General features: G+C 33.8%; 24 protein-coding genes. 3 read left to right on the top strand and 21 right to left on the bottom strand.

Annotated features, from left to right (window positions below):
• Nucleotides 1-7 precede the first annotated feature (7 nt).
• Nucleotides 8-763 (bottom strand): sulfite exporter TauE/SafE family protein, encoded by a 756-nt coding sequence (locus tag BK821_RS08475; protein WP_071331538.1) that lies wholly within the window; start codon nucleotides 761-763, stop codon nucleotides 8-10.
• A complete protein-coding gene (gene cstR, locus BK821_RS08470; protein ID WP_046836308.1) occupies nucleotides 763-1,023 on the bottom strand; it encodes a persulfide-sensing transcriptional repressor CstR in 261 nt (86 codons plus the stop codon). The genes BK821_RS08475 and cstR overlap by 1 nt, the downstream gene beginning before the upstream one ends.
• Before the next feature lie 135 nt (nucleotides 1,024-1,158).
• Between cstR and BK821_RS08465 the strand changes: the two genes are divergently transcribed.
• Nucleotides 1,159-2,229 carry a DsrE/DsrF/DrsH-like family protein gene (locus BK821_RS08465; protein ID WP_071331537.1) on the top strand — a complete coding sequence of 357 codons (1,071 nt, stop codon included), beginning with the start codon at nucleotides 1,159-1,161 and terminating at the stop codon, nucleotides 2,227-2,229.
• Between the two features lie 29 nt (nucleotides 2,230-2,258).
• Nucleotides 2,259-3,587, top strand: a complete 1,329-nt coding sequence (gene cstB, locus BK821_RS08460; RefSeq protein WP_071331536.1) for a persulfide dioxygenase-sulfurtransferase CstB — start codon at nucleotides 2,259-2,261, stop codon at nucleotides 3,585-3,587.
• Between the two features lie 475 nt (nucleotides 3,588-4,062).
• On the opposite strand, the gene glnA is transcribed toward cstB, so the two are convergent.
• The 4 genes from glnA to hflX all read right to left on the bottom strand — a co-directional run bounded on the left by glnA (nucleotide 4,063) and on the right by hflX (nucleotide 8,514).
• A complete protein-coding gene (gene glnA / locus BK821_RS08455; protein ID WP_046836305.1) occupies nucleotides 4,063-5,403 on the bottom strand; it encodes a type I glutamate--ammonia ligase in 1,341 nt (446 codons plus the stop codon).
• A 21-nt stretch (nucleotides 5,404-5,424) separates the two neighbouring features.
• Nucleotides 5,425-5,793 carry a MerR family transcriptional regulator gene (locus BK821_RS08450; protein ID WP_103266954.1) on the bottom strand — a complete coding sequence of 123 codons (369 nt, stop codon included), beginning with the start codon at nucleotides 5,791-5,793 and terminating at the stop codon, nucleotides 5,425-5,427.
• A 229-nt stretch (nucleotides 5,794-6,022) separates the two neighbouring features.
• Nucleotides 6,023-7,261: a methionine gamma-lyase family protein gene (locus BK821_RS08445; protein ID WP_046836304.1), complete on the bottom strand. Its 1,239-nt coding sequence runs from the start codon at nucleotides 7,259-7,261 to the stop codon at nucleotides 6,023-6,025.
• A 17-nt stretch (nucleotides 7,262-7,278) separates the two neighbouring features.
• Nucleotides 7,279-8,514 (bottom strand): GTPase HflX, encoded by a 1,236-nt coding sequence (hflX, locus tag BK821_RS08440; protein ID WP_071331535.1) that lies wholly within the window; start codon nucleotides 8,512-8,514, stop codon nucleotides 7,279-7,281.
• Nucleotides 8,515-8,617: 103 nt separating this feature from the next.
• On the opposite strand from hflX, the gene BK821_RS08435 reads away from it, so the two are divergent.
• On the top strand, nucleotides 8,618-9,091 hold the full coding sequence (locus BK821_RS08435) for a glutathione peroxidase (RefSeq protein ID WP_046836302.1): 474 nt from the start codon (nucleotides 8,618-8,620) through the stop codon (nucleotides 9,089-9,091).
• Nucleotides 9,092-9,232: 141 nt separating this feature from the next.
• Here the strand turns inward: BK821_RS08435 and hfq are convergent, their stop codons facing one another.
• The 15 genes from hfq to BK821_RS08360 form a co-directional block, all read right to left on the bottom strand.
• Nucleotides 9,233-9,445, bottom strand: a complete 213-nt coding sequence (gene hfq / locus BK821_RS08430) for an RNA chaperone Hfq (RefSeq protein WP_046836301.1) — start codon at nucleotides 9,443-9,445, stop codon at nucleotides 9,233-9,235.
• A 1-nt stretch (nucleotide 9,446) separates the two neighbouring features.
• Nucleotides 9,447-10,394: a tRNA (adenosine(37)-N6)-dimethylallyltransferase MiaA gene (miaA, locus tag BK821_RS08425; RefSeq protein WP_232772289.1), complete on the bottom strand. Its 948-nt coding sequence runs from the start codon at nucleotides 10,392-10,394 to the stop codon at nucleotides 9,447-9,449.
• Between the two features lie 19 nt (nucleotides 10,395-10,413).
• Complete coding sequence (locus BK821_RS08420; RefSeq protein ID WP_046836299.1) at nucleotides 10,414-11,352, bottom strand: alpha/beta hydrolase; 939 nt, start codon at nucleotides 11,350-11,352, stop codon at nucleotides 10,414-10,416.
• 241 nt (nucleotides 11,353-11,593) lie between these two features.
• Nucleotides 11,594-13,267, bottom strand: a complete 1,674-nt coding sequence (locus BK821_RS08415) for a glycerol-3-phosphate dehydrogenase/oxidase (RefSeq protein ID WP_046836298.1) — start codon at nucleotides 13,265-13,267, stop codon at nucleotides 11,594-11,596.
• Nucleotides 13,268-13,413: 146 nt separating this feature from the next.
• Entirely contained in the window at nucleotides 13,414-14,916 is a 1,503-nt protein-coding gene (glpK, locus tag BK821_RS08410) for a glycerol kinase GlpK (RefSeq protein ID WP_046836297.1), read from the bottom strand.
• Between the two features lie 179 nt (nucleotides 14,917-15,095).
• Nucleotides 15,096-15,914, bottom strand: coding sequence for an MIP/aquaporin family protein (locus BK821_RS08405; RefSeq protein ID WP_046836296.1), 819 nt, complete (start codon nucleotides 15,912-15,914; stop codon nucleotides 15,096-15,098).
• Nucleotides 15,915-16,085: 171 nt separating this feature from the next.
• Nucleotides 16,086-17,120 (bottom strand): S66 family peptidase, encoded by a 1,035-nt coding sequence (locus BK821_RS08400; RefSeq protein WP_046836295.1) that lies wholly within the window; start codon nucleotides 17,118-17,120, stop codon nucleotides 16,086-16,088.
• Between the two features lie 248 nt (nucleotides 17,121-17,368).
• Nucleotides 17,369-17,902 (bottom strand): glycerol-3-phosphate responsive antiterminator, encoded by a 534-nt coding sequence (locus tag BK821_RS08395; RefSeq protein ID WP_046836294.1) that lies wholly within the window; start codon nucleotides 17,900-17,902, stop codon nucleotides 17,369-17,371.
• A 12-nt stretch (nucleotides 17,903-17,914) separates the two neighbouring features.
• Nucleotides 17,915-19,846, bottom strand: coding sequence for a DNA mismatch repair endonuclease MutL (mutL, locus tag BK821_RS08390; protein WP_046836293.1), 1,932 nt, complete (start codon nucleotides 19,844-19,846; stop codon nucleotides 17,915-17,917).
• Nucleotides 19,847-19,858: 12 nt separating this feature from the next.
• Entirely contained in the window at nucleotides 19,859-22,483 is a 2,625-nt protein-coding gene (gene mutS, locus BK821_RS08385) for a DNA mismatch repair protein MutS (protein ID WP_371261098.1), read from the bottom strand.
• Between the two features lie 492 nt (nucleotides 22,484-22,975).
• On the bottom strand, nucleotides 22,976-23,467 hold the full coding sequence (thiW, locus tag BK821_RS08380) for an energy coupling factor transporter S component ThiW (RefSeq protein WP_046836291.1): 492 nt from the start codon (nucleotides 23,465-23,467) through the stop codon (nucleotides 22,976-22,978).
• Nucleotides 23,468-23,494: 27 nt separating this feature from the next.
• Nucleotides 23,495-23,860, bottom strand: coding sequence for a YlbF/YmcA family competence regulator (locus BK821_RS08375; protein WP_046836290.1), 366 nt, complete (start codon nucleotides 23,858-23,860; stop codon nucleotides 23,495-23,497).
• On the bottom strand, nucleotides 23,860-25,401 hold the full coding sequence (gene miaB / locus BK821_RS08370) for a tRNA (N6-isopentenyl adenosine(37)-C2)-methylthiotransferase MiaB (protein WP_071331534.1): 1,542 nt from the start codon (nucleotides 25,399-25,401) through the stop codon (nucleotides 23,860-23,862). Before miaB ends, BK821_RS08375 begins: the two co-directional genes overlap by 1 nt.
• A 219-nt stretch (nucleotides 25,402-25,620) precedes the next feature.
• Nucleotides 25,621-25,917 (bottom strand): thiamine-binding protein, encoded by a 297-nt coding sequence (locus BK821_RS08365; protein WP_046836288.1) that lies wholly within the window; start codon nucleotides 25,915-25,917, stop codon nucleotides 25,621-25,623.
• 214 nt (nucleotides 25,918-26,131) lie between these two features.
• A complete protein-coding gene (locus tag BK821_RS08360; RefSeq protein WP_046836287.1) occupies nucleotides 26,132-26,515 on the bottom strand; it encodes an RrF2 family transcriptional regulator in 384 nt (127 codons plus the stop codon).
• Nucleotides 26,516-26,542: the final 27 nt, after the last annotated feature.

Genomic DNA, 26,542 nt, shown 5'->3' with positions numbered 1-26,542 from the left:
AAGTTCATTAAAATACGAGCTGTATAATTGCGATTGTGATTAAAATACTTACAATCCCTTTTTGAATAGTATCAGGTAACTTTGAGCCTATTTTTAGTCCTATGGGCGCAAATATCATACTTCCTATGATTAAAAATATTGCACTTTCTAGAGGAATATAGCCTTGTATAAGTTTAATGATAAAAGACCCTATTGATGATATAAAAGCAATGACGATACTGTTGGTCACTACAGCATCCATTGGCAATTTAAATAAAACCAATAATACAGGAATAATGATAAATGCTCCACCCGCACCTATAATACCTGATAGTACCCCAATTCCAAATCCTACTAAGATAAGTAATATAGAGTTAAATTTGATGTCTTGAAAAGAAGCTTTAACTTTAATAAACATCAATAGTAATGCGATTATAGCAATAATTATATAGATAGTATTTATAAAAGTAGCATTTAATAAACTCGCTAAAATCGCTCCAAATACACTTCCTATAACCATACCCCCACCCATGTTCATTACCAGTTTAGGAGAAAATTCAACTTTTTTTCTTGCTTTGAATGAGCCACCAAGTGTACTAAAAAATACTTGACTGGAAGTAAGACCTGAAGCAATGTATACACCATAGGCAGGCGCTCCGAATAATGGTGGTAACAATAGAATAGCTGGGTAAATAATAATCGCCCCTCCTATACCAACCAAACCAGATATGAAACCTCCAAATATGCCAATCAATAGCATAGTAACGGCATGGATAATATCCATTATTTACTTTTCACCAATAAGTCAACAGCTTCGTTAATCAATTCTTGTGAACTTTCATTATTCTCTTCAGCTAACTTTACACATTCGATTAAATTCTCACTAACAATAATACCCATGAGTCGTTGAATTGAACTTTTTGACGCACTGAGTTGTGTAATCACCTCTCTACAATCTTTTTCTTCTTCCATCATTTTTATAACACCATTTAGTTGGCCCTGTATTCTATTAATACGATTAATCATTTTTTTATCATAATCCATAATTTTTCCTCCAGTTTATCTTGAATAGTCTTATCATACGCAATTTAAAATAAACTGTCAAATACCCACAGGGGTATTTGACAAAGAAATTATGTCTTGCTAGTATACCCTTATAGGTATTTTGAGGAGGAAATTATGAAAAAGTATAATGATAAGCACATACATGATCTCAGTAAATCAGAATTAGAAGCACTGGCAAAAAACGGACAATTGATTGACGTCAGAACAAAAGAAGAATACGAATTAGGACATATCACTGGCGCCATTTTACATCCTGTAGAGGATATTGAATCATTCAATAAGAATAAAAATACAACTTACTATATACAATGTAAAAGTGGTGGTAGAAGCTCTAAAGCAAGTGAATATTTAGCAGGAAAAGGCTATAAAATTACTAATTTATACGGTGGTTACGATGCTTATGAAGAAAAATATATCAATAATGATGATATAGCAGAAGAGCATAGAAATATAGAAATAAAAGAAAGTCGCAAAAAGTTTAATTTTAGCGGCCTCCAGTGTCCAGGACCTATCGTTAATATTAGTAAAGAAATTAAAACCATTGAAATAGGTGACCAAATTGAAGTTACAGTAACAGATTCTGGATTTTCAAGTGATATTAAAAGCTGGGTGAAACAAACAGGTCACACACTTGTAAGGCTAACTGAAAATGATACTGAAATTAATGCAATCGTTCAAAAGGAAAAGCACAAAGATTTACAAGTAAATCACACCTCAAAAGGCACTACAATTGTACTGTTTAGTGGCGAATTAGATAAAGCAATTGCAGCCATGATTATTGCGAATGGCGCTAAAGCTGCAGGAAGAGAAGTAACGATATTTTTCACTTTTTGGGGGCTTAATGCATTAAAAAAAGAAATGCCATCTAAGGTTAACAAGAAAGGTATTGCAAAAATGTTTGACCTTATGTTGCCTAAGACTCCAGTACGCATGCCACTATCCAAAATGAATATGTTCGGATTAGGTAATATTATGATGCGTTATGTCATGAAGAAGAAAAATGTAGCCTCTTTACCTTCACTTATCGACCAAGCAATCGATCAAAATATCAAGTTAATTGCATGTACCATGAGTATGGATGTTATGGGTATTACGAAAGAAGAGTTAAGAGATGAAGTTGAATATGGTGGTGTAGGAACTTACATTGGGGATACTGAACAATCGAATCATAATTTATTTATTTAATAAAACTTATTAGAGAAAGGAGTTATTCTATGTTTTTCAAACAATTTTACGATGATAATTTATCTCAAGCATCATATTTAATTGCTTGTCAACGTACAGGTGAAGCGATGATTATTGACCCTATACGTGACCTAACAAAATATATTGAAGTTGCAGATAATGAAGGTTTTGCAATTACTCATGCTGCTGAAACACATATTCATGCTGACTTTGCCTCGGGTATTAGAGATGTAGCAAACAAAATACATGCAAATATATATGTTTCTGGCGAAGGTGAAGATGAATTAAGTTACAAAAACATGCCACCACAAACTCATTTTGTTAAACATCAAGACACGATTTGCGTAGGAAACATTAAACTAGAAGTCCTGCATACACCAGGTCATACCCCTGAGAGTATTAGTTTATTACTCACTGATGAGGGCGGAGGTTCTAATATACCTATGGGGCTATTTAGTGGTGACTTTATCTTCGTTGGTGATATAGGTAGACCTGATTTATTAGAAAAAGCCGTTCAAATGAAAGGATCTACAGAAATAGGAGCCAAGCAAATGTATCAATCTATTAATAATATTAAAAATTTACCTGATTATGTTCAGATTTGGCCTGGACATGGTGCAGGCAGTCCATGCGGTAAAGCGTTAGGATCAATACCTACATCTACATTAGGCTATGAAAAAATAAACAACTGGGCCTTCAATGCAACAGATGAAGCAACATTTATTGAAACATTAATATCAAACCAACCAGAACCCCCCCATCATTTTGCTCAAATGAAAAAAATCAACCAATTCGGTACGAAATTGTACCAACCTTATATTGTTTCACCTAGTTTAAATCATGACAGAATAGCTTTTGATCTTCGAAATAAAGAAGCCTTTCACGGTGGTCATAAACAAGGGACAATCAATATTCCTTATAATAAGAATTTTATTAATCAGATTGGTTGGTATTTAGACTACGATAAAGATATAGACTTAATTGGCGATAAAGCAACAGTTGAACACGCCACAAATACTTTACAATTAATTGGTTTTGATAGCGTAGCAGGTTATCGTTTGCCAAAATCAGAAATTCAGACGCAATCCATTTACAGTGCTGATATGACAGGTGAAGAAGAATATGTTCTAGACGTACGTAATGATGAAGAATGGAATCAAAGTCATTTAGAACAAGCGGTTCATATTTCTCACGGAAAGCTTTTAAATGAAAGTATTCCTTTTGATAAAAATGATAAAATATACGTTCATTGTCAATCAGGAGTTAGAAGTTCAATTGCAGTAGGTATATTAGAATATAAAGGTTTTACAAACGTCGTGAATGTTAGAGAAGGTTATCAAAACTTATCCATAGATTAAGTAAAATTAATAATAACAATCATTATCATATACTACTAATGATGAAAGACGAGAGAATTTTTAAGTTTTATTAGCATGTGTAGAATGATTTTCTATAAAAATGATGGGAGTATATGTGTATATTACTTTTCATTTTAGCCAATCTTAAAGCGCAGTACTATTATATTAATAGGTACTGCGCCTTTTCGTTTATTAGATAAATCATTCTTCATATATCAATTAAAGTGAGACACAAAGGAATGCATGTGGTTAAACAAATATATAGTCATGTAACAGAAAATATGAATCACAAAGATAAGGAAGATTTGGAAAAATTCATTGAGGAAAAAGTGAATATTTTAAAATCTTCTACACCCAATCTGCACCCAAAACCCTCAATATAATAAAAGTGAATGCAAAAAAGCAACCCGAAATCATCCATTCAGAATGACTCGAGTTGCTGTTATTACTAGTGTTTCGCCCCTTTGCTCAGCACCTAGTATTGTTTAATATATTGTTCTCTTTCCCATTCAGATACTTGAGTTCTATAATAATCCCACTCAATTGATTTAGAATTGATGAATTGGTTATAGATATGATTACCTAGTGCATCTTTAATAGGTTCATTTTCTCTCATAGCTTTGATTGCTGTATAAAGCGTTGAAGGTAAATCTTGGATACCCACAGCTTCACGTTCATCGCGATTCATTTCATAAATATTTTGGTTTACTGGTTCTGGAACTTCTAATTTATTTTCGATTCCATCTAGACCTGCTTTAAGGATTGCTGCTAATGCTAAGTATGGATTAGCTGCTGGGTCAACTGAACGTACTTCAACACGTGTTGATAATCCACGTGAAGATGGTACACGGATTAATGGTGAACGGTTTTTACCACTCCAAGCAATGTAACATGGCGCTTCATAGCCAGGAACTAAACGTTTATATGAGTTCACTAATGGATTACATACTCCTGTGAAACCACGCGCATTTTTAAGAATACCTGCAATAAAGTGGAAAGCGTCTTTAGTCATTTGCATGTCACCGTTTGGATCGAAGAATGCATTTTCTTTATCTTTGAATAAAGATACGTTAAAGTGCATACCACTACCATTAACCCCAAATAATGGTTTCGGCATAAATGTTGCATGTAGGTTATGTTGACGTGCAATTGTTTTTACAACAAGTTTAAATGTTTGGATATTATCACATGCTGTGATTGCATCCGCATATTTAAAGTCGATTTCATGTTGTCCTGGTGCAACTTCGTGATGACTTGCTTCGATATCAAAGCCCATATCCTCAAGTTCTAAAACGATATCTCTACGACAATTTTCACCTAAATCAGTAGGTGCAAGGTCGAAGTATCCTCCATCGTCATTTAACTCTAACGTTGGTTCGCCTTTTTCATCTAATTTGAATAAGAAGAATTCTGGTTCAGGTCCAAGGTTAATATCAGTGAAACCAAGTTCTTCCATGTCTTTTAATACACGTTTTAAGTTTGCACGTGGATCCCCTTCAAATGGTGTACCATCTGTTTTATATACATCACAAATAAGACGCGCAACTTTTCCTTGTCCAGCAGTCCATGGGAAAATAACCCACGTATCTAAATCTGGATATAAATACATATCTGATTCTTCAATACGTACGAAACCTTCGATTGAAGATCCGTCAAACATCATTTCATTATCCAATACTTTTTCTAATTGGCTAACCGGTACTTCAACGTTTTTAATTACGCCTAAAATATCTGTGAATTGTAAACGTAAATATCTAACGTTTTCTTCCTTAGCAAACTTATGAATATCTTCTTTTGTAAATGTACGTTTTGGCATTATAAATGTCCTCCAGTAATATTATTTGATAAAACGAGATAAGTCACCACGATTTATCGGAATCGCTTCTTGTTGTGATTTCTGTGTAGCATCAACTATCATTTTTTTTCTTGTTTCTTGTTCATCAGCAGAAAGGTGGTCTTGTTCATTATGTATAATCTGTTTGATTCCTTTGATATTGAATCCTTTTTCAATCAATCTTTTAATTTCTAAAAGACGTTCCAAATCATTTAATGAAAAGAGTCTTTTATTCCCCTCTGTACGTTCTGGTTTAATCAGTTCATGTGTCTCATAGTAGCGAACTTGTCTAGCAGTTAATTCGCTCAATTTAGTTACAACACTCATAGAGAAGACAGCCATATTACGACGTAATGTATCATTTGACTTCAATCCAATCACCTCTATTTTTGAACTTGTTATAAATTTAGCACAAAAATGAAATAAATACAAAGACATGTTAGGTTTCCTAACATTATGTCTACAACCCTTGTTACCATTGACTTCAAGGCACTTTCTCACTGGTTATTAGTAGAATATTTTGAAAATTCCTTAAATTTATTTTAAAAAAATCCATATTTCCATCAATTTATAAATTGAGAAAATATGGATTTCTAAAAGTTTATATTAAATTTTCAGATTGAAGACGTTTAGCTGCTCTTGATACCGCTAATTTAACATGTTCATATGTGAGACCGCCTTGGACGTATGCTTCATAAGGTGGACGTATCGGACCATCTGCCGACAACTCGATAGAAGATCCTTGTATAAACGTACCTGCCGCCATAATGACATCATCTTCATACCCCGGCATATAAGCAGGTTCTGGGCTAAAGTGTGCATTGATTGGAGAAGCGTGTTGAATGCTTTGACAAAATTGTATCATTTGTTCTTTTGTATCAAATTCAACTGTTTGAATTAAGTCTGTTCTTGGCTCATTATATTTAGGTTGCGTACGCATATTCATTTTTTCTAAAAGAAGACTAGTAAATAGTGCGCCTTTTAAACTTTGACTGACAACATGGGGCGCTAAAAAGAAACCTTGGTACATTTCCTGTAATGAGTTGAGAGATGCCCCCGCTTCTTTACCTATACCAGGTGCTGTTAAACGATAACCACATCTAGCTATTAATGACGCTTTTCCTGCGATATAACCACCTATTTTTGCTAATCCACCACCAGGATTCTTAATTAAAGAACCCGCGATTAAATCTGCACCACATTCTATAGGTTCACGCGCTTCAACAAATTCGCCATAACAGTTATCTACAAATATAATAATCTCAGGATATAGACTTTTAATCATTTGTATGGCTGACTCAATTTCGTCTAACGGTATTGATGGGCGCTGGTCATACCCTTTAGAACGTTGTATTGCAATCACTTTAGTCGTTGTATTAATCGTTTGTATAACTTGATCAACATCTATTTTTCCTGCTTTCAAATCTACTTTCCTATAATCTACACCATGTTCTTTTAGACTTTCTATACCGTTGCCATTAATACCTATAACTTCTAATAACGTATCATATGGATTACCTGTAATATATAGTAGTTCATCACCATACTTCAATGTACTTTGTAAAGCTATCGTGATGGCATGCGTACCCGATATAATTTGTGGGCGTACAATGGCATCTTCCGCTTTAAAAGTTCTTGCATATATTTCTTCCAAGTGATCTCTACCAAAGTCATCATAACCATAACCAGTAGTCCCTTGTAAATCACTTTCAGTAGCTTTCACTGCATGAAACGCATCTAACACTTTTTCTTGGTTGGCATATGCAGTCGCTTCTATGTCTTTAAAATAAGGCGTCAATGTTGTTTCAACCTCAGCTATCAATTGATTCATATCATTCATATATTCATTACTTCCTTCTATTCTTTTTTGTATCCTTTCAGAGTATACGAAGCATCACCTTCATTAAATGTTAACTCAGATACAAGTGTATGTTGCTTTAAAAAGTATAATCGATCAGCATTTGTACTCGGTACATTTTCTTCATAATATGTTAATGTACGTTTAACTTGTTCATATAGTAAAGCTTTGACTTTTTCTATATCGGCTTCGTCTTTACTAGATACAAAAACAGACGGTTTATTTGTAGTTGGAATCGTACCTTCGTGCAAATCTTTCTTATTATAGATTATAGCTTGGGGTATATGCCCCATATCTAAATCTTTAATGATTTGGTTTACTGTGTCATACTGCGCCCTATATTCAGGATGACTACTATCTACTACATGTAATAATAAATCAGCACTTTTAGCTTCTTCGAGCGTTGATTTAAAAGCTGCAATCAATGTAGTAGGTAATTTCTGAATAAAACCTACAGTATCAGAAATAATTAAATTAAAACCATTATTAATTTGTATCTGTCTTGTTTTGGGATCAAGTGTTGCAAATAGCAAGTTTTTTTCAAATGTTGTTTCTCGTGCTAACGCATTAAACCACGATGACTTTCCAGCATTGGTATAACCTACTAAAGCAACTTGGAAGACATGATTTTGTTCACGTTTATTACGATAACGTTCTCGATGTTCGACCACTGTTTCTAATTGGTGTTTTATTTCATTCATTCTTGTTCTAATATGGCGTCTGTCCATTTCAAGTTTCGTTTCCCCTGGGCCTCTCGTACCGATACCGCCTCCTAAGCGTGATAGACTACGCCCATGACCTTGTAATCTCGGCATTAAATAATCTAATTGAGCCAGCTCCACTTGTAATTTACCTTCTTTGCTACGCGCTCTTAAAGCAAAAATTTCTAATATTAATTGGGTTCTATCGATAATTTTAACATTTAAATTATCATTCAAGGTTTTAGATTGGGCAGTTGTCAACTCATCATTTGCAACCACTACATCTATATCATGGTGCTCAATGTAAGCCTGAATATCTTGCAACTTACCTTTACCTACATAATATTTATGATCAAACCGTTGTCTATTTTGGGTAAATTGTTCTTGTACGTTAAGTTGACATGTCTCAGATAATGAAGCTAATTCCTCCATTGTTGAATCGAAATTAAATTCATCTTCTGATTGCGCATGTACTCCAACTAAAATCGCAGTCTCTAATCGTTTTTCAGTATTATGTGTTAGTTGCTGGGACATAACATACACCTCTTTTCAAAGTTTCTTAGTCATTCTATCACAGTGTCTTTATAAAGACTATAGAGGCATTTTGTGTTAAATTATGATTAAGAGGTGAATTACAATGACAATTTATGATATAGAAGTCAAAAAGCCAAATGGCGACACATATAAATTAGATAAATATCGCGGTCAAACTATACTAATTGTAAATACAGCGAGTGAATGTGGCTTCACACCACAATTTGAAGGATTACAACATTTATATGAAAAGTATAATGATCAGTCCTTTGTTGTGTTAGGTTTTCCTTGTAACCAATTTGGGGGACAAGAACCAGGTACAGGTGAAGAAGCAACACAAAATTGCAAAATCAATTATGGGGTAACTTTTCCAATGCATGAAAAAGTCGATGTTAAAGGTGAAAATCAACATCCCTTATTTAAATTTTTAACTGAAGAACAAAATGGTTTTTTAAATGAGAAAATCAAATGGAATTTCACAAAGTTCTTAGTTAATAAAGATGGTAACGTCGTGAAGCGTTTTTCACCACAAAAGAAACCTAATCAAATTGAAGCTGAAATCGAAGCCTTACTATAGCTATCTATTAATACTTTATTATCTAAAAAAATGCAATGGTAAATTAAGTTGTTCAAAAATCAAAGCTACGCTAGATATTTATTATCTAACGTAGCTTTTTTAGACTTTTAAGTTGGTTAAGTTGTTAAACTTGTATTATCACTATGCCTCCGTATCATCAATTGTGAATGTACTGATAGCATGTTTATATATTAAGTGTTGTTTCCCTTGTGATAATAAACATACTAAGTCCTTATCATATGCTTCAATAATACCTTTCATTTGAAATCCGTTGACTAAAAATACAATCACTTTTGTTTTTTCAGTCTTAAATTGCCCTAGGAATTTGTCTTGGATGTTTTCTAATGTATTCATGTTATGTACTCCTTTTCTTTATTTGGGCTGAAACCTCATCTAACATTAATGAAAGTGACATGTTCTCTCTGTCTAACCAAGCTACGTCGAGCTTATTTTTAAACCAAGTCATTTGTCGTTTTGCATAATTTCTAGAATGTTGCTTTAATTTATCTGTCGCTGCAACAAGATCTGCATCATATTTGACCACTGGTATCATTTCTTTATAGCCAATCGCTTGCATACTTTGACATGATTCATATCCATGTTCAACGAGCTGACTCACTTCATTTAGTAATCCACGCTGTAACATAATATCTACACGTTTATTAATTCTTTGATATAATGTTTCGCGCGACATTTCTATCCCTATTAATAATGTATCATAATTTTCAGTGAATTGTTGTACTTTCTTACGCGAACTTAAAAGTTTTTTTGTTTTCAAATAATATTCAATCGCTCTTCGTACTCTTTTCCGATTATTCGGATGAATCGCCTGGGCTGAAGCTTCATCGAAACGCGACAAATATTGATGTAAGTCTTCATTAGTTAGTTGATCTAACTCATGTAACTGAGCTGTTACTTCATCTGCCCGTTCCTTTGAAACCACTTCGTCTTCGAACGCGTAATCGTAGATAAGCGATTGAATATAAAGACCTGTCCCGCCAGCAATAATAGGAATATTACCTCTTTCAGTAATTTCATTAATTAACCGTTGTGCTCTATTTTTAAAATCATACGCAGAAAATGCATCATCTGGTTCTAATATATCAATCATATGATGAGGGACGCCTGACATTTCTTCTTGCGTAATTTTAGCCGTACCAATATCCATTTTTTTATAAACTTGCATCGAATCTCCACTGATTATTTCTCCATTAAACTTTTTAGCCAATTCGATACTAAATTCAGTTTTACCCACTGCTGTTGGCCCTACAAGCACAATTAAAAACTGCTTATCGTTATGCACGTGTATCAACTCTCTTATATTATTTTTCTGCCTTACCATTCTTTTTTAAGATTTGTTTTTCTATCCATTCATACATATGTTGCCATGTATTAGCGTAGTCTTTTTCAAATAAAACTTCGTGTCTTTTATTTTTATACAATTGCACGGTAATATGCTTAATACCGCACTTTTTATAGCGCTGACCTAGTGTTCTTATCCCTTTACCATACCCACCTAACGAATCATCTTTCCCTGATATGAGTAAAATAGGTAAGTCTTGGTTCATCATTTTGATATGCTTCAAACGACTTGTGGCAATCATATGCTTTATAGTTTGATAAATGAGTTGATTAGACACTAAAAAGCCAGTATAAGGATCTTTAATAAATCGTTCTACTTCATTGGGATCGCTAGACAGCCAATCACTTGAAGTCTTTAGTTGTTTTACATTTTTATTAAATGTCTTATACATTAATTGGTTCGCCCATTTTAAGCGACGTGTTTTCCCTGTTAATAACATAATCACTTTCAACAATATGCGCAGCGGCACTCCTAAATATATAGGGTATTGTATCGTACCCGTTAAGATTAAACCTTGTGCAGCGTCTGGGTATTTTTGTGCGAATATACGACCAACAATCGAGCCCATTGAATGACCAATCATAATATATGGGATATTTGCGTAGTTCGTACAAACTGTTTGCGCGATTTCATAAGTGTCATCTGCAACTTGGCTTAGATCATCGATATGGCCACGTGTTTTTTCATCTATTTCTTTCCCATGACCTCTATGGTTATGACGAATCACATCATAACCTTGATAATTTAATGATTCTACAAGCCGATCATACCTATCCATATATTCAGCCATGCCATGTAGCAAATGAATGACACCGATTGTTTCTTTTTTAGCTTTGTTCAACCTAACTTCTACCATTGTGCCATCTGAAACCGTGATATTAAAATCATTTCGATTCATGTTTCTTCCCCCAAACCATGCATCATTTCGATTTTCTTATATTATACAATATATTCATAATACAATCTTATCAAATTGTAAGCCAAACGTTAACCTTCAAAGTATAATTCAAACACTACACTCTATGAATCAACAAGCATTTTAATCATACTATTTAAAATTTTTACTGATAAAAAAACTGCTAACTTAAATAAGTTAGCAGTTTTAGTGATAATTAAAATCTATTCATTTTAATCTGAATTTATTCTTTTACTGCTGGTTGATCATTACCAGTTTGCGCTTCATCAATGGCAGTTTGTAACTCTTTTGTATATTGCGCTTTTTCTACATTTGAGTAGCCTAGTAACTCAGCCATTACTTCGATAACATGATCTTTATAATTTAAAACGTCTTCAATCTTGAAGTAAAGTTTACCAGTACGACGCACGAAGAAATCAGTCGGACGATAAACCATTTCATTTTGAATTGAATAAATTAATTCAGTATATATCTCTAATGGTAAGCCTGTTTCTTGATATTTAGCAGTTTGAGCAATCTTGAATAAATCTTCAGCATTAGAACCGTATTTAGAAGCAAAATGACGTGCAGTCGCTTCATCTAATTGGTAAGCTTTGGCTTCTTCAACTTTTTTCTCAATGAATTTATCAAAGTTTTTACTACCACCTACATCTCCACCTGAGATAGTTAAGTGTTTTGTTTCGCAAGCTTTGAATTTAAGATTATATTCTGATTTCAAACGTTTTGCTAATAAATCAACAATTTCTAAAGCCATGTGACGATAGCCTGTTAATTTACCACCAGCGATAGTTAATAGTCCAGATTTACCTTCCCAAACTTCATCTTTACGTGAAATTTCTGAAGGATCTTTTCCTTCTTCTAAGATTAATGGTCTGATACCTGCCCATGATGATTCAATGTCATCATCTGTCACATTCACATCTGGGAACATATAGTTTACAGCTTCAATAAGATAATCTCTGTCCTCTTGTGTCACTAATGGTGCTGTTTTGTTATTATCGTAAAACGTATCTGTTGTACCCACATAAGCTTTACCTTCACGTGGAATAGCGAAGATCATACGACCGTCTTTTTCAGTATCAAAGTATACTGCTTGGCCTAATGGGAAGTTAGATTGATCAATAACAATGTGAACACCTTTAGTTAAACGTAATTGTTTGTTATTACGTGCGTAATCACCACTACGAACTTCATCTACCCACGGACCACTTGCGTTAATAACTTTTTTAGCTTTAATTGGATATGTTTCGCCATTAATTTGGTCCTCAACATGAATACCATTAACAGTTTCTTTTGAATCGTATGTGAAATGTACTGATTTCGTATGATTTATAATTGTAGCGCCTTTTTCTTCGGCACGTTTCATAACTTCAATTGTTAAACGCGCATCATCTGTACGATATTCTACATAACTACCGCCACCTTTAAGACCATCTTTTTTAACTAATGGTTCTTTTTCAAGTGTTTCTTTTGCATTTAACATTTTTTTACGTTCAGCTTTTTTTACGCCTGCTAATCTATCATAAACGCCTAAACCGATCGATGTAGTAAATTTGCCCATAGATCCGCCTTTATGCAATGGTAATAACATACGTTCTGGTGTAGTTACGTGAGGTCCATTTTCATAAACAATCGCACGTTCACGACCAGTTTCAGCTACGACACCTACTTGTAATTGTTTTAAATAACGTAGGCCACCATGTACTAATTTAGTAGAACGTGAACTTGTCCCTTGAGCAAAGTCTTGCATTTCTACTAAAGCTACTTTCATGCCTCTTTCACTAGCATCTAAAGCGATTCCTGCACCTGTAATACCACCACCGATAATTACAACATCATAAGAATCGTTTTTTAAATCTTTCTTTATTTGCTCTCTTTTTAACGTTGATAAACTCATAAAATCTAGCGCCTCCTAAAATAATAAAAAAAGAGAGACCTATCCCATACATATATAAATTGTACGAACAGAATCTCTCACTTCTCATCTTGATATTATTAACTTACCCATATTGTAGCATAACTAACAACTTTTAGTCTAACTTTTTATTCTTCTTCTATTTTAAAGACTTGTGTAGCTTCTACAGCTTTTTTCCAGCCTTTATATAATCGTTCTCTTTCTTTTTCTTCCATTTCAGGTTTAAATTCTTTTTCAAGCTTCCAACGATCTGCAATCTCATCTTTACTGTCCCAATATCCAACTGCTAATCCTGCAAGATATGCAGCACCTAAAGCTGTTGTTTCGTTTATCTCTGGACGTTCTACACCTAAATTAAGTAAGTCTGCTTGGAATTGCATGATGAAATTATTCTTAACCGCGCCACCATCTACACGTAAATTATTTACAGTGATGTCAGAATCTTTTTCCATCGCTTCTAATACATCACGTGTTTGATAACAAAGAGATTCTAGTGTTGCACGAATAAAATGTTCTTTTTCTGTACCACGTGTTAAACCGAAGATAGCACCGCGAGCTTCTGCATCCCAGTATGGTGTACCTAAACCTACAAATGCAGGAACGACATATACGCCTTCTGAGGATTCTACACGTTCTGCATAATTTTCTGATTGAGGCGCAGAATTAATCATTCTTAATCCATCTCGTAACCACTGAATCGCTGAACCCGATACAAAAATTGAACCTTCAAGTGCATAATTTACTTTTCCGTCTAAACCATAAGCAATTGTAGTTAACAAACCACTCTTAGAAGATACAGCCTCTTCACCAGTATTCATTAACATGAAACCACCTGTACCGTAAGTGTTTTTCACATCACCACGGTTGAAACACGCTTGCCCGAATAATGCAGCTTGTTGGTCACCTGCAATACCTGCTATTGGCACTTCTTCACCAAAGAAATGATAATCGATGGTATTCGCATACACATCACTTGATGCTTTAACCTCTGGTAACATTGAATTAGGTATTTCTAAAATATCTAATAATTCTTGATCCCACTCTAAATCATGAATATTATAGATTAATGTACGACTCGCATTCGTATAATCTGTAATATGTGCTTTTCCACCAGATAATTTCCAAACTAACCATGAATCAATCGTACCGAATAATAAATCGCCATTGTCAGCTTTTTCTCTAGCACCTTCGACATTATCAAGTATCCATTTTACTTTTGTACCTGCAAAATACGGATCTAATAAGAGTCCTGTTTTTTCGCGGAATTTATCTTCTAAGCCTTGGTCTTTTAGATTTTGACAAATTCCTTGTGTTTGACGTGATTGCCATACAATTGCATGGTAAATTGGACGCGCTGTATTTTTATCCCAAACCACTGTTGTTTCACGTTGGTTTGTAATACCAATGCCTGCAATTTGTTCTGCACCAACATTTTCTTCATTAAGCACTTCTGCTATTACCGCTAAAACTGATGTCCATATTTCATTTGCATCATGTTCAACCCAGCCTGATTTAGGAAAATATTGTTTAAACTCACGTTGCGCTACACCTTTAATTTTTCCATCTTTATCAAATAGAATCGCTCTAGAACTCGTTGTGCCTTGGTCAATTGATAAAATAAATTTTTCCATAATTATACTCTCCCTTTCGATCCGTTTTAGTCTGAATAATATATGTAAATTAATTATCATTACAATTCAACTGTACACATTATTATCCAATACCCTCAACGTTCATGCTCAAACTCTTAAAAATTCACAAGACAAGACCTGTTTATAGTCGAATATATAAACAGGACGAATTGATCTCATTAATAAATAGATTCAATGCCTTTAGCATTTTTCGATTTATTTAAAGCGATGCCTAGTACACAAGTTACAATTAATAATATGATTGCAACTATAGACATAGCATCAAATGCACCTTTATAGAATAATCTATAAATCACTGCTCCTATCATACCACCTGTAATAGGTCCAAGAACAGGGACAATTGCATAACTCCAGTTGGATTTTCCTTTACCGGCTATCGGTAAAATTGCGTGTGCAATACGTGGTCCTAAATCACGAGCAGGATTAATGGCATAACCCGTTGGCCCGCCTAGGCTTAAACCAATTGCAACAATCAACCCACCAACGATTAACGGATTTAAACCGTCAGCAATTTTATTAGTACCAATAAACATCAAACCTAATGTAAGTATAGCTGTTCCAATTATTTCACTTAAAAAGTTAGCAAAATAATTTTTTATAGCTGGCGCTGTAGAAAATACACCTAATTTTGCACCTTGATCTTCTGTTTGTTTCCAATGCGCTAAGTACATTAGCCAAACCAATGCACCACCAACAATACCACCAAGCATCTGACAAATAATGAAACCAGGAACCATTGCCCAACTAATTCCACCATCCATAGCAAAAGCTAGCGTTACAGCAGGATTCAAATGGGCACCAGATATATTCCCAACTGCATAAACACCCATTGTTACTGCAAGCCCCCAACCCGCAGCAATTACAATCCAATCCGCACCGTTACCGGCACTTTTTTTCAAATTCACATTGGCACAAACACCTCCCCCAAATAATACTAGGATTGCTGTTCCCAAAAATTCAGCAAAATATAAACTCATAGAGACTCCTCCTAAAAAGACAGAGAGATTCCTACAATTATACCCAGTTTCGAACCACCGGTTTAATTACTGTAGAAATCTCCCATCTCTGTTCTAAATTATTAACTTGATATTATCTTACACTTCATTTGTAAGCGTTGTCAATGTTTTTTGTAAATAATTAGACACAATTTAACCGTCAACCACAGAACTTTCAATAATCTCAAAACTTTTTTCACTACAATTTATTTCTGCCAATACACCATAAGGTAAGCTGTGTTTGGGTTCGCAATGCCCAAATGATAAATTAAAAAGAATTGAAATGTGTTTGTTTTCACTTTTTTCTATAATTTTTAAAAGCTCTGCTTTATATTCAGTGTAATAAAGATTATTGAATGGTTTACCCACAATAATACCATTCAAATGTTCAAATACACCTTCATTTAATAAACACATTAAATCGTCAGCAAATGCTTGAGGAGTTGGCGTGTCTTCAGAAGTTTCCAAAAATAAAATAGCATTCTTAAAATGTTGTTTGTCTGGGAAAAGATTGGTTGATAACAAGCTTACAAATGTTTCTAGATTACCTCCAATTAAATGTCCACGCCTAATCCCTTCACCACAGAGAAGCTCATACCCACCTTGGTTACGTATTGTCCGTGCCATATTTTTATTTTTTTCTTTCCACTCTATATCATTCATTCTAGTGTATAAAGCTGGTATAATTTCATTGATAGGGTCAGTATAAAACAAACATTTCTTCAAATAGTCAATTGTATATGCATCCATTTCTATATTTTCTGCAAAATCTGTCAATAATGCAGGACCATAAAAACTAACAATGCCCATTTTGTAAAACATCATATGTACCGATGTCGTGTCTGAATACCCTATAAATATTTTTGGATGCTTTCGAATTGCTTTAAAATCAACGTATGGCGCAATCCTTATAGCGTCATCCCCACCAATACAACTGATGATTGCTTTTACTTCATCATCTCTAAGTGCGTCATTTAAATCTGCTGCACGTTGTTCTGGATGTGCTCGAATATATGCAATTCCCTTGAGTGCATTAGGCATCACTTTAACATTAAGTCCAAAAACATTTTGTAATCGTGTTATCCCTTGATATGTACGCCACACTATTGCATCTTCACCTGCTAACCCAGATGACAATGATACAATAGCAACTGTATCACCTTTTTGTAATCGCATTGGTTTAATCATATTACACCACCTATCTATTATAAATATTATTATAATTTATATTTAAAAATTTTCCTTAAAAAATCAAAAAAGTTAGCAAGTCGACTAGAATTTATAGCGTCCAGCTGTTAATACATACTGAAAGTACTCTCATCGATTGCTAACTTTTATAGTTATATTTATGATATCAAACGTTTATATACTAATCTGGTCTACTTGAGTTAAGATAGAAGGTTATTTTATCATATTCATTTTGCAGAAGTGTGGCTTTACCATAATTTACGATCACTAGTTGTAATATATTTCGCTCCATTTTCTATTGCAACATCCACTTCTTCGATATCATTAATTAATCCACCTGCGATGACAGATGTGTCCGTTTCTTCATTAATAATTTGTATTGCTTTAGTTGCGATACCTGGCAATACTTCTACAAAATCTGGTTCTACACGTTTAATAAGTTCAATACTTCTATTCAACGCATGACTATCTAATATAAAGACACGAAATACAGTTATAGTATTTAATGCTTTCGCTTTATTAATCACTTTTGTCTTAGTAGAAACAATCCCCTTAGGGTGATAGTTTTGTATGATATACTCACATGCAAATTCATCATGGCTCATACCTTTAATTAAATCAATATGCATATATGTTTCTACATGATTTTTCTTTAATAATTCCATGATACTTTTAACATGACCAATATGCGTATCCAGTAACACACATTCCTTATAATCTGTTTGAGTGAGTTTTTCTAAATCCTTCATTGACCGAACTGCTGGTAAAATATATGGCTTCAATCCACTAACCTCCTACATGATACGTTTAAATAGTCGTTCTATTTCATAGTTTGAAAAATTAATAATAATCGGTCTGCCGTGCGGACATGTAAATGGGTCTTCAGTTTCACGTAATTGGTTAACCAGGTCTGCCATTTCATTATTTTTCAAGTAATGATTGGCCTTGATGGATTTTTTACAACTCATCATAATTGCTGCATCTTCCCGGATTTTTTTAACATCAACTTTTTTATGTTCTAAAACATATTCAATCATATCTTTAATAATTTCTTCAGCTTCTGCTTTAGGAAACCATACTGGATAACTATCTACGATGTAATCATGGCCGCCAAATGGTTCCAAATGAACCCCCACTTTATCTAATTCTTCTTTATATTGTTGAATAAGTATGAGTTCATCTTTTGAAAAATGGAATGTTAACGGTATTAGTAAATTTTGAACTTCGTTTGATACTTCACCTATTTTTTCTCTAAAATATTCATATTTAATCCGTTCTTGTGCTGCATGTTGATCAATCATAAACATACCTTGTTCATTTTGAGCAATAATATACGTCCCATGTACTTGCCCTACAATTTCCATATAAGGCACACGTCTCGTCGGATCTTGACTAACACTACCTTTGACATCAGATGTATCATTTAATTGATCTACTGACGCTTCTTGTACATCGTCCATATCAAACAAAACTTCTCTTTGTGACTGCGTATATGCATCATCACTATACGGTTCTTCTTTTATATAAGAATGATTAAAGTTATTCGTGGTCATTGCTTCAGATGGTGCAGATTGTTCAAAAGCTTTATCCTCCGTCTCACCATCAGAACGTTGTACCTTGTCATGATGTGTTTGAGCTGCTTGCTGCTTACGTTTTTCAAAATCTATTTTTTGTTGTTCAAAGTTATCTAACACTTTATTTTTTTTATTTAGTTTATCCATGTCATTTTGCGGAATTAATATTCTATCCTTAAATGCTTCACGGATTTTTTCTACAATTAGCTCAAATAGTTGGTCTTCTTTTGATAACCTTACTTCTAACTTAGTAGGATGCACGTTCACATCAACCAGAATGGGATCCATTTCAATATTGATGTAACATATTGGGAATCTGCCAATCGTCAATAATGTATGATAACCTTCTAAAATAGCTTTGTTTAACAGAAAATTTTTAATATATCTTCCGTTAATAAAGATAGATATATAATGATTGTTACTTCTTGAATGTTCTGGCTTAGCTACAAAACCCTCTAAATGATAATCACTTGTATCTCCAGTAATATGCACTAAGTCTTTAGCCACTTTCATACCATAAATTTCCGACATCACTTCATTGGTACGTCCCGACCCATTTGTTTTAATAATTGTTTTACCATCAGAAACAAGTGAAATACGTATATCAGGGTGACTCATTGCCATACGGTTAACAATATCTGTAATCTTACCTAGTTCAGTATACAAACTTTTAATATATTTCAAACGTGCCGGCGTATTATAAAATAAAGATTCAACTAAAATATCTGTGCCTCTTTTAGCCTTAGCGGGTTTATGATTTAAGAGTTCACCATTTTCCACATAAATCTCTTGCCCTTCTTCATTATCTGTACAAGTTTTCAATGTTACTTTGGCTACTGATGATATACTGGCTAATGCTTCTCCACGAAACCCAAGTGTGCGTATGTGGAATAAATCATCATCTTCATCTAATTTACTTGTCGCGTGACGATGAAAGACTAGACCAAGGTCTTCGGTCTGTATTCCAGTGCCGTTATCGACGACTCTAATAGACGAAACTCCAGATTGTTCAACCTCTATATTGATTTCAGTCGCTTGGGCGTCTATGGCATTCTCCAACAACTCTTTAACTACTGAGCCAGGACGTTCAACTACTTCTCCAGCAGCAATTTTATTTGCTAATGATGTCTGTAATTCTTTGATTTTCCCCATTGGACTTCACCTCTATTTCAACTGATTTTGTAATTCGCTAAGCTTTACTAACGCTTCAATTGGCGTCATATTAGATAGATTCAATGACTTAAGTTCATTTTCTACTTTACTTTGTTCTACTGGCGTATCAAATAAATCGAATTCTGTTTGTTCGAATTGATGGCTTTGCGCTTGTTGTGTTGTCTTATTTTGATATTCCGTACTCGACTCCTCAACTATTGCGGCATGTTGTGTATCTTGATCTTGTATAGCATCTGTTTTTAGTGTATTAACTACAACATGATTAGCTTCCTTATCATTTTGTTCAAATGCATTCAAAATAACCTGTGCCCGTTCAATAACTTCCTCTGGAAGGTTTGCCAGTTTTGCTACTTGGATACCATAACTATCGTCTACTGCGCCATCTTTAACTTTATGGAGAAAGATAAGTTCCCCTTTATACTCATTCGCAGCCACATGTACATTTTTCAAACATGTTAACGATTGATCGAGTGAGGTTAATTCGTGATAGTGTGTAGAGAAAAGTGTTTTTGCATGAGAAGTCGTGGCAACGTATTCAATCATCGCTTGTGCAAGTGCTAGTCCATCATATGTGGATGTACCTCGTCCTATTTCATCAAATATAATCAAACTATTTTCAGTAGCGTGTGCAAGTGCTTTTTGAGCCTCAAGCATTTCTACCATGAATGTACTTTTACCAGATACTAAATCGTCAGCTGCACCAATTCTCGTGAAAATTTGATCAAATACTGGTAGTATTGCTGCTTCACAAGGTACATATGCACCCATTTGTGCCATGATACTAATAATTGCGACTTGTCGCATGTAAGTTGATTTACCAGACATATTAGGCCCTGTAATAAGATATATGAATGAATCATTATTTAACTTACAATCATTAGGCACATAATCGTTGTAATCCATTACACGTTCAACCACAGGGTGACGTGAATGCGTCAGCTGCAATGTCTTATCTTCACTAAAACTTGGACGCGCATAATTATATTTTTGAGCTATTTCAGCAAAACTTTGTAAGCAATCCAGTTCTGAAATCACTTTTGCTTGTTTCTGTAATCGCTCTGTATACATTTTTATTTCTTCTCTTAAACGGACGAATAATTGGTATTCTAACTCTATCGCCTTATCTTCAGCTCCAAGAATAATGTCTTCTTTTTCTTTTAATTCATCTGTAATGAAACGTTCAGCATTAGACAATGTCTGTTTCCTATGATAACCAAAAGCTGTCGGATCAAATCCTTGTAAATTTGCCCTAGTAATTTCAATAAAATACCCGAATACTTTATTAAAACTAATTTTTAAGGATTTAATACCTGTACGTTGACGTTCTTTAGCCTGTAACTCTGCTAACCAAGATTTCCCATTTTTAGAAGCTTCTAAGTATTCATCTAACTCTGAATTAAAACCAGCTTTGAACAATCCGCCTTCTTTCACAGAAATAGGTGGTTCTTCTTTTAAACTATCTTCCAATAACATTAATAAATCATCTAATGGTTCTAGCGCTTTAAATTGCTCTGTCATTTGCTCATCAAAATCCCCTAATAAATGCTTGATGTTAGGAATTTCTGATATAGAGTGTTTGAGTTGTATCAAATCACGTGCATTCACGTTTCCGTAACTGACACGCCCGACTAACCGTTCAATATCATATACTTGATTTAAATGATTTCTCAAAGTGTCTCGTTCAATAAAATGATTGATAAACTGTTCTACTGTGTTTAAACGTGCTTCTATTTGCTGTTTATGAATTAATGGTCGATCGATCCATTGTTTCAAACGTCTCGCGCCCATAGGTGTTTTCGTTTCATCCATCAACCATAATAAGGTGCCCTTTTTAGTTTTAAGTCTCATACTCTCTGTTAATTCTAGATTTCGTTTAGCGTAAAAGTCCATTTTCATAAAATCGACCGCTTCATATTTAATAACTGACTCAATATGTGATAAATCTCTTTTTTGAGTATGATAGATATAATCAAGTAATAATTGCGTCGCTTGATATAAATGGGTTTCCGACATCGTATTGGCTTGATATTGTGCATCTGAAAGCTCAGAAAGTACTGTTATTGTTTCAGTTGTCAAACTAATTTGACGTTTTAATGCTTCATTTATTTCTTGATTCACAACTATTTCATTAGGATTAATAGTTGTAATTTCATTAATTAGCGTCGCTTCATCTTCAAAGTGTGTAACTTTCAATTCGCCCGTTGAAACATCGCAATAACTTAGCGCAAATGCATTATTATGGGTTAAAAAGCTTAATATATAGTTGTTTTGTTTTTCATCTACGCCCCCTTGATCCATGACTGTACCAGGCGTCACTATTCTTACTACTTCGCGTCGAACCATGCCTTTAGTTTGTTTAGCATCTTCCATTTGTTCACAAATAGCTACCTTGTATCCATTATTTATTAACGTTTCAATGTAACCGTCCGCAGAATGATAAGGAACGCCACACATAGGTATAGGGTCTTCTTTTTTAGCATCACGCTTAGTTAATGTAATTTCTAATACTCTCGAAGCCTCTTTAGCATCATCAAAAAACATTTCATAAAAATCGCCTAATCTAAAAAATAATAGACAATCTTGATATTGTGATTTTATTTTTAAATATTGTTGCATCATTGGAGTTTGGTTCGTCATAATAATATTTCACAATCCTTTTAATAGTTTCTTACTTTTAATTATATTTCGTACTTAATTAAACATATGATTCTCATCATTTTATAACTTTTCAATTCTTATCTTTCATCTTCTATATATACAATATTTATAGTATTTATTTTTTAATATTGCAAAAGGTAAATCTAACGCTAATGCATTATCGACAGTTGGTTAGATCTCTCTTAGATTTTATGTTGAAATTGTGAATTTAACTCTTAAATTTTAACACAAGTATAGCTTTACGCCTATTTATTCATTTAACATACTTACACATTCATCATGGATAAAGTATCAGCAGTCCCTTTAAAATAATCCACTGCATGATTACCTATAAAAAAAAGATTAAGACATATTATTAATCATAATTTTGTGATCCTCATAACGATTATTGCTATGGCTCAAAAATCACATCATGCTTAAGAATATATGTCTTAATCTCTTGTAAGTTAGTTATTTTAAAAAGCGTTTTAAAATGCCTTTTCGTTTTAATATCATTAATATGATGTAGCTTATGATAGCGCCAATAATACTAGAGACAATAAAGGCCAACATCAATGGTTTAATGGCAAAGTTTGAGAAGCCAAGTATCCAAGCCAATGGTATACACATTAAGCTCCCTATAATACCTGTACCTATCACTTCTCCAACTGCTGCCATAAAGATATGTTTTCTATAGTAATAGAATCCACTTGCTAATAATACACCTACCATACTTCCAGGAAAGGCGAAGAAACTACCTGTACCAAAAGTTAAGCGTAATATAGAAGATATAAATGCTTGCGCTAGCCCAAACCAAGGACCAACAAATACTGCACACAGAACATTGATTAAGTGTTGTATTGGTGCTGCTTTTACTGGTCCAAGTGGAATGACAACGATACTACTTAAAACAACATTTATAGCAATAAATATTGCAGTTAACGTTAACTTTTTTGTCTTCATATGGCTCATCCCCCTTCCGAAGATATTTTAAGTGTTATCATGATCTTGTTGATGTTGATTTAAACGATCTGACATCGTACTTATCATCATTTGCAACAAATCATTGGCTTCTGTTTGTGATTCTCTAAATTCTTCTACTATAGGTAAATCATTAATGTTTTGCTCAATATCATGTATTTTACCTTCTGATTGTTTGAGTGCTTCTGTTTTACCATAGTTTTGAAGATTCACTGATTGTTTTTGCGTCTTCTTTAAATCTTTCATACGTTGTTCGATGTGCTTGTTATGGTGAATTTGCGCCTCAACCGCATGATACTCTTTCACAGTATCTAAAGATTTAATACGTTCACTTAATTGCGTCGCCGCCTCTAAAATGTCATCTTTTTCATACATTATTGTGTCACCACAGCTTTTTCGCTGGCACGTAAAAACGTTCCATTCAAGGAATATTGTTTAGCTTCATCTACTTGTACGTCTACTAATTGACCAATCATTTCATTAGGCGCTTTAAAGTTAACTAATTTATTTTTAGATGTATATCCTGCTAACACATGTTCGTCTTTTTTACTTGCACCTTCACATAATACTTGAACAATTTGACCTTCATAACGTTTCATTGCTTGTTCTGAATAATAAGATACTTTTTTATTTAGTCGTTGTAATCGCTCTTTTTTCACGTCTGTTGGCACGTTATCTTTCATTTTAGCAGCAGGCGTACCATCCCTTTGTGAATAAATATAAGTATATGCGTGTTCAAATTCAACTTCCTCGTATAACGAAAGCGTCTCTTCAAACTGCGCCTCTGTTTCATTTGGATATCCAACGATAATATCTGTCGTTAAAGCCACATTAGGTATTTTAGCTTTAATTCTATCCACTAACTCTAAATAACTCTCGCGTGTATATTTACGCCCCATAATTTTCAAGACTGCATTGTTTCCTGATTGTACAGGTAAATGAATATGAGGTACGATATTACCGCCATTTGCAATAACTTCGATCATACGATCAGTAAAGTCCCAAGGATGACTCGTGGTAAATCTCACTCGTGGAATATCAATTTGTGTTATATCTTCAAGTAAATCGCCCAAGCCATACGCTAATCCTTCAATATCTTTGCCGTAAGAGTTTACGTTTTGACCTAATAAGGTAATCTCTTGATAACCTTGACGCGCAAGGTCTCTCACTTCTTCTATAATATCCTCTGGACGTCTACTACGTTCTTTTCCACGCGTAAATGGAACGATACAGTATGTACAAAACTTATCACAGCCATACATAATATTGACCCATGCTTTAATCTTTCCTTCCCTTACTTTAGGAAGGTTCTCAATAACATCGCCTTCTTTTGACCAAACTTCTACCACCATTGCTTTAGATAGATATGCTTCTTCTAAAATTTCTGGAAGACGATGAATATTATGCGTCCCAAAAATCATATCCACATTTTGGTAAGATTTAAGGATTTTATTCACTACTGATTCTTCTTGTGACATACATCCACATACACCTATTACAGTTTCAGGCTTTTCTTTTTTTAAATGTTTTAAATTGCCAATTTCACTAAACACTTTATTTTCTGCATTTTCACGTATTGCACAAGTATTTATCAAAATTACATCGGCTTGATTTATATCTTCTGTAGCTGTATAACCTAAAGCGCCTAATATCCCTGCCATGACCTCTGTATCATGTGCGTTCATTTGGCAACCATATGTTTTAATTAAAAAAGTTTTTCCATTTCCCATATTGCGATACTTCTCATCAATTTGGAAATCACGGTTATAATTCACTTCTTCTTTTCCACGTTTTCGAGCTTCTTTTAAGCTTGGTGGCTGATACACATGTTCAAAATACTTACTATAATCTTTAGCCTTCTTGTCACGTTCCGCTAAGATATCTATAGAAGTACTTTTTCTTTGTTCTTCATTCACTCTACAAAACCCTTTCTATATCATAAAAACTAAGAACAAATCCTTTTTAAATATGCTTCACATCTCCGTATGGCAACCTAATCGTTCAAAGTTCTATAACTTATCCATAATCATTATTTTATTATATTAAATTTGATCTTAAAGTGCAAAAAGTCGTATATATAATTAAATCGACTCACCACTGTTTGACGGTTGAATCGATTTCCTTAAATGATTGAATTAAATTTCATCATATTTTCCAGTTAGTGTCTCTATTGTTATACCCTCAGGTACATGGTAAAACTTCACTTGGCTAATTGTACTTGGAATTTCTAACTCAACCATGCGTTCGTTTAATTTTTGAATTAATATTAAGCATTCATTCATTTCACCTTGTACAGTCGTTTCTAACGGTCCTACTCTATATTCTAGTCCTGAGTCATCTATGACTTTGATTGCTTCATCAACATATGGGATAACGTCCTCACCATTAGCAGTTTTAGGAATAATTTGAATACTCATTAAAGTATCGTTCATACGAATACATCCCCTTAATTGTTTTACTTATTCTCTAGTTTATCAAATTAGTTATCTAAGGTATAGATTTTAATGAGGAAATTTTTGTTTAATACAAATGAATGCGTAGTCTATTTATGTTAGATGTCATTTTCTCATTTTAATAATCTAGACATCAATGAAAATCCTATGTAGTTATCGAAATACGAATAATAAAACGTTGATTAATGATGTACTATACAAAATCTTTTAACGTTTTGTTTTCTAAATTATGTATTAATAGACGTTCTGACTCCTCCATAATTGCTTTAATTGGACAATTTTTGTCATGACTAAAACTATCTTCTAATAGACTTTGTTGACCTTCAATCGTTACAATAACCTCATAAACTGAAACATTTTGCCACTCTTTTTTTAGTTGGTAACCACCTTTAGCGCCACTGTGTGCTGAGATGATATTTGCCTTTACAAGTCGCGTCAATATTTTAGATAAATAAGTTGTCGAAACAGACAGTGCTGAAGCTAAGTCTTGTACGGGGATTCTTGATGCTCCTCCATCACTTTTTATCATGTAAAGTAATGCATGCAAGGCGTAATCTGTTGCTTTTGAAAATTTCATAGTTTCATCATCTTCCTAATTATAGAT

The organism is Staphylococcus sp. LCT-H4 (assembly GCF_001866145.1).
Lineage (GTDB): Bacteria > Bacillota > Bacilli > Staphylococcales > Staphylococcaceae > Staphylococcus > Staphylococcus succinus.
This window is presented reverse-complemented; position numbering and strand designations above follow the sequence as displayed.

Bases quoted from the DNA above. Each gene is read 5' to 3' on its own strand.
- hfq (WP_046836301.1), bottom strand. From the start codon at position 9,445: ATGAATACATTAGAAAACATCCAAGACAAATTCCTAGGGCAATTTAAG.
- glnA (WP_046836305.1), bottom strand. From the start codon at position 5,403: ATGCCAAAACGTACATTTACAAAAGAAGATATTCATAAGTTTGCTAAG.
- BK821_RS08435 (WP_046836302.1), top strand. From the start codon at position 8,618: ATGACAATTTATGATATAGAAGTCAAAAAGCCAAATGGCGACACATAT.
- cstR (WP_046836308.1), bottom strand. From the start codon at position 1,023: ATGGATTATGATAAAAAAATGATTAATCGTATTAATAGAATACAGGGC.
- BK821_RS08405 (WP_046836296.1), bottom strand. From the start codon at position 15,914: ATGAGTTTATATTTTGCTGAATTTTTGGGAACAGCAATCCTAGTATTA.
- mutL (WP_046836293.1), bottom strand. From the start codon at position 19,846: ATGGGGAAAATCAAAGAATTACAGACATCATTAGCAAATAAAATTGCT.
- BK821_RS08465 (WP_071331537.1), top strand. From the start codon at position 1,159: ATGAAAAAGTATAATGATAAGCACATACATGATCTCAGTAAATCAGAA.
- mutS (WP_371261098.1), bottom strand. From the start codon at position 22,483: ATGCAACAATATTTAAAAATAAAATCACAATATCAAGATTGTCTATTA.
- glpK (WP_046836297.1), bottom strand. From the start codon at position 14,916: ATGGAAAAATTTATTTTATCAATTGACCAAGGCACAACGAGTTCTAGA.
- hflX (WP_071331535.1), bottom strand. From the start codon at position 8,514: ATGTCCCAGCAACTAACACATAATACTGAAAAACGATTAGAGACTGCG.
- cstB (WP_071331536.1), top strand. From the start codon at position 2,259: ATGTTTTTCAAACAATTTTACGATGATAATTTATCTCAAGCATCATAT.
- BK821_RS08375 (WP_046836290.1), bottom strand. From the start codon at position 23,860: ATGTATGAAAAAGATGACATTTTAGAGGCGGCGACGCAATTAAGTGAA.
- thiW (WP_046836291.1), bottom strand. From the start codon at position 23,467: ATGAAGACAAAAAAGTTAACGTTAACTGCAATATTTATTGCTATAAAT.
- BK821_RS08475 (WP_071331538.1), bottom strand. From the start codon at position 763: ATGGATATTATCCATGCCGTTACTATGCTATTGATTGGCATATTTGGA.
- BK821_RS08415 (WP_046836298.1), bottom strand. From the start codon at position 13,267: ATGAGTTTATCAACGTTAAAAAGAGAGCAAATAAAGAAAGATTTAAAA.
- BK821_RS08360 (WP_046836287.1), bottom strand. From the start codon at position 26,515: ATGAAATTTTCAAAAGCAACAGATTACGCCTTGCATGCATTACTTTAC.
- BK821_RS08445 (WP_046836304.1), bottom strand. From the start codon at position 7,261: ATGAATGATATGAATCAATTGATAGCTGAGGTTGAAACAACATTGACG.
- BK821_RS08420 (WP_046836299.1), bottom strand. From the start codon at position 11,352: ATGAATCGAAATGATTTTAATATCACGGTTTCAGATGGCACAATGGTA.
- BK821_RS08400 (WP_046836295.1), bottom strand. From the start codon at position 17,120: ATGATTAAACCAATGCGATTACAAAAAGGTGATACAGTTGCTATTGTA.
- BK821_RS08365 (WP_046836288.1), bottom strand. From the start codon at position 25,917: ATGAACGATACTTTAATGAGTATTCAAATTATTCCTAAAACTGCTAAT.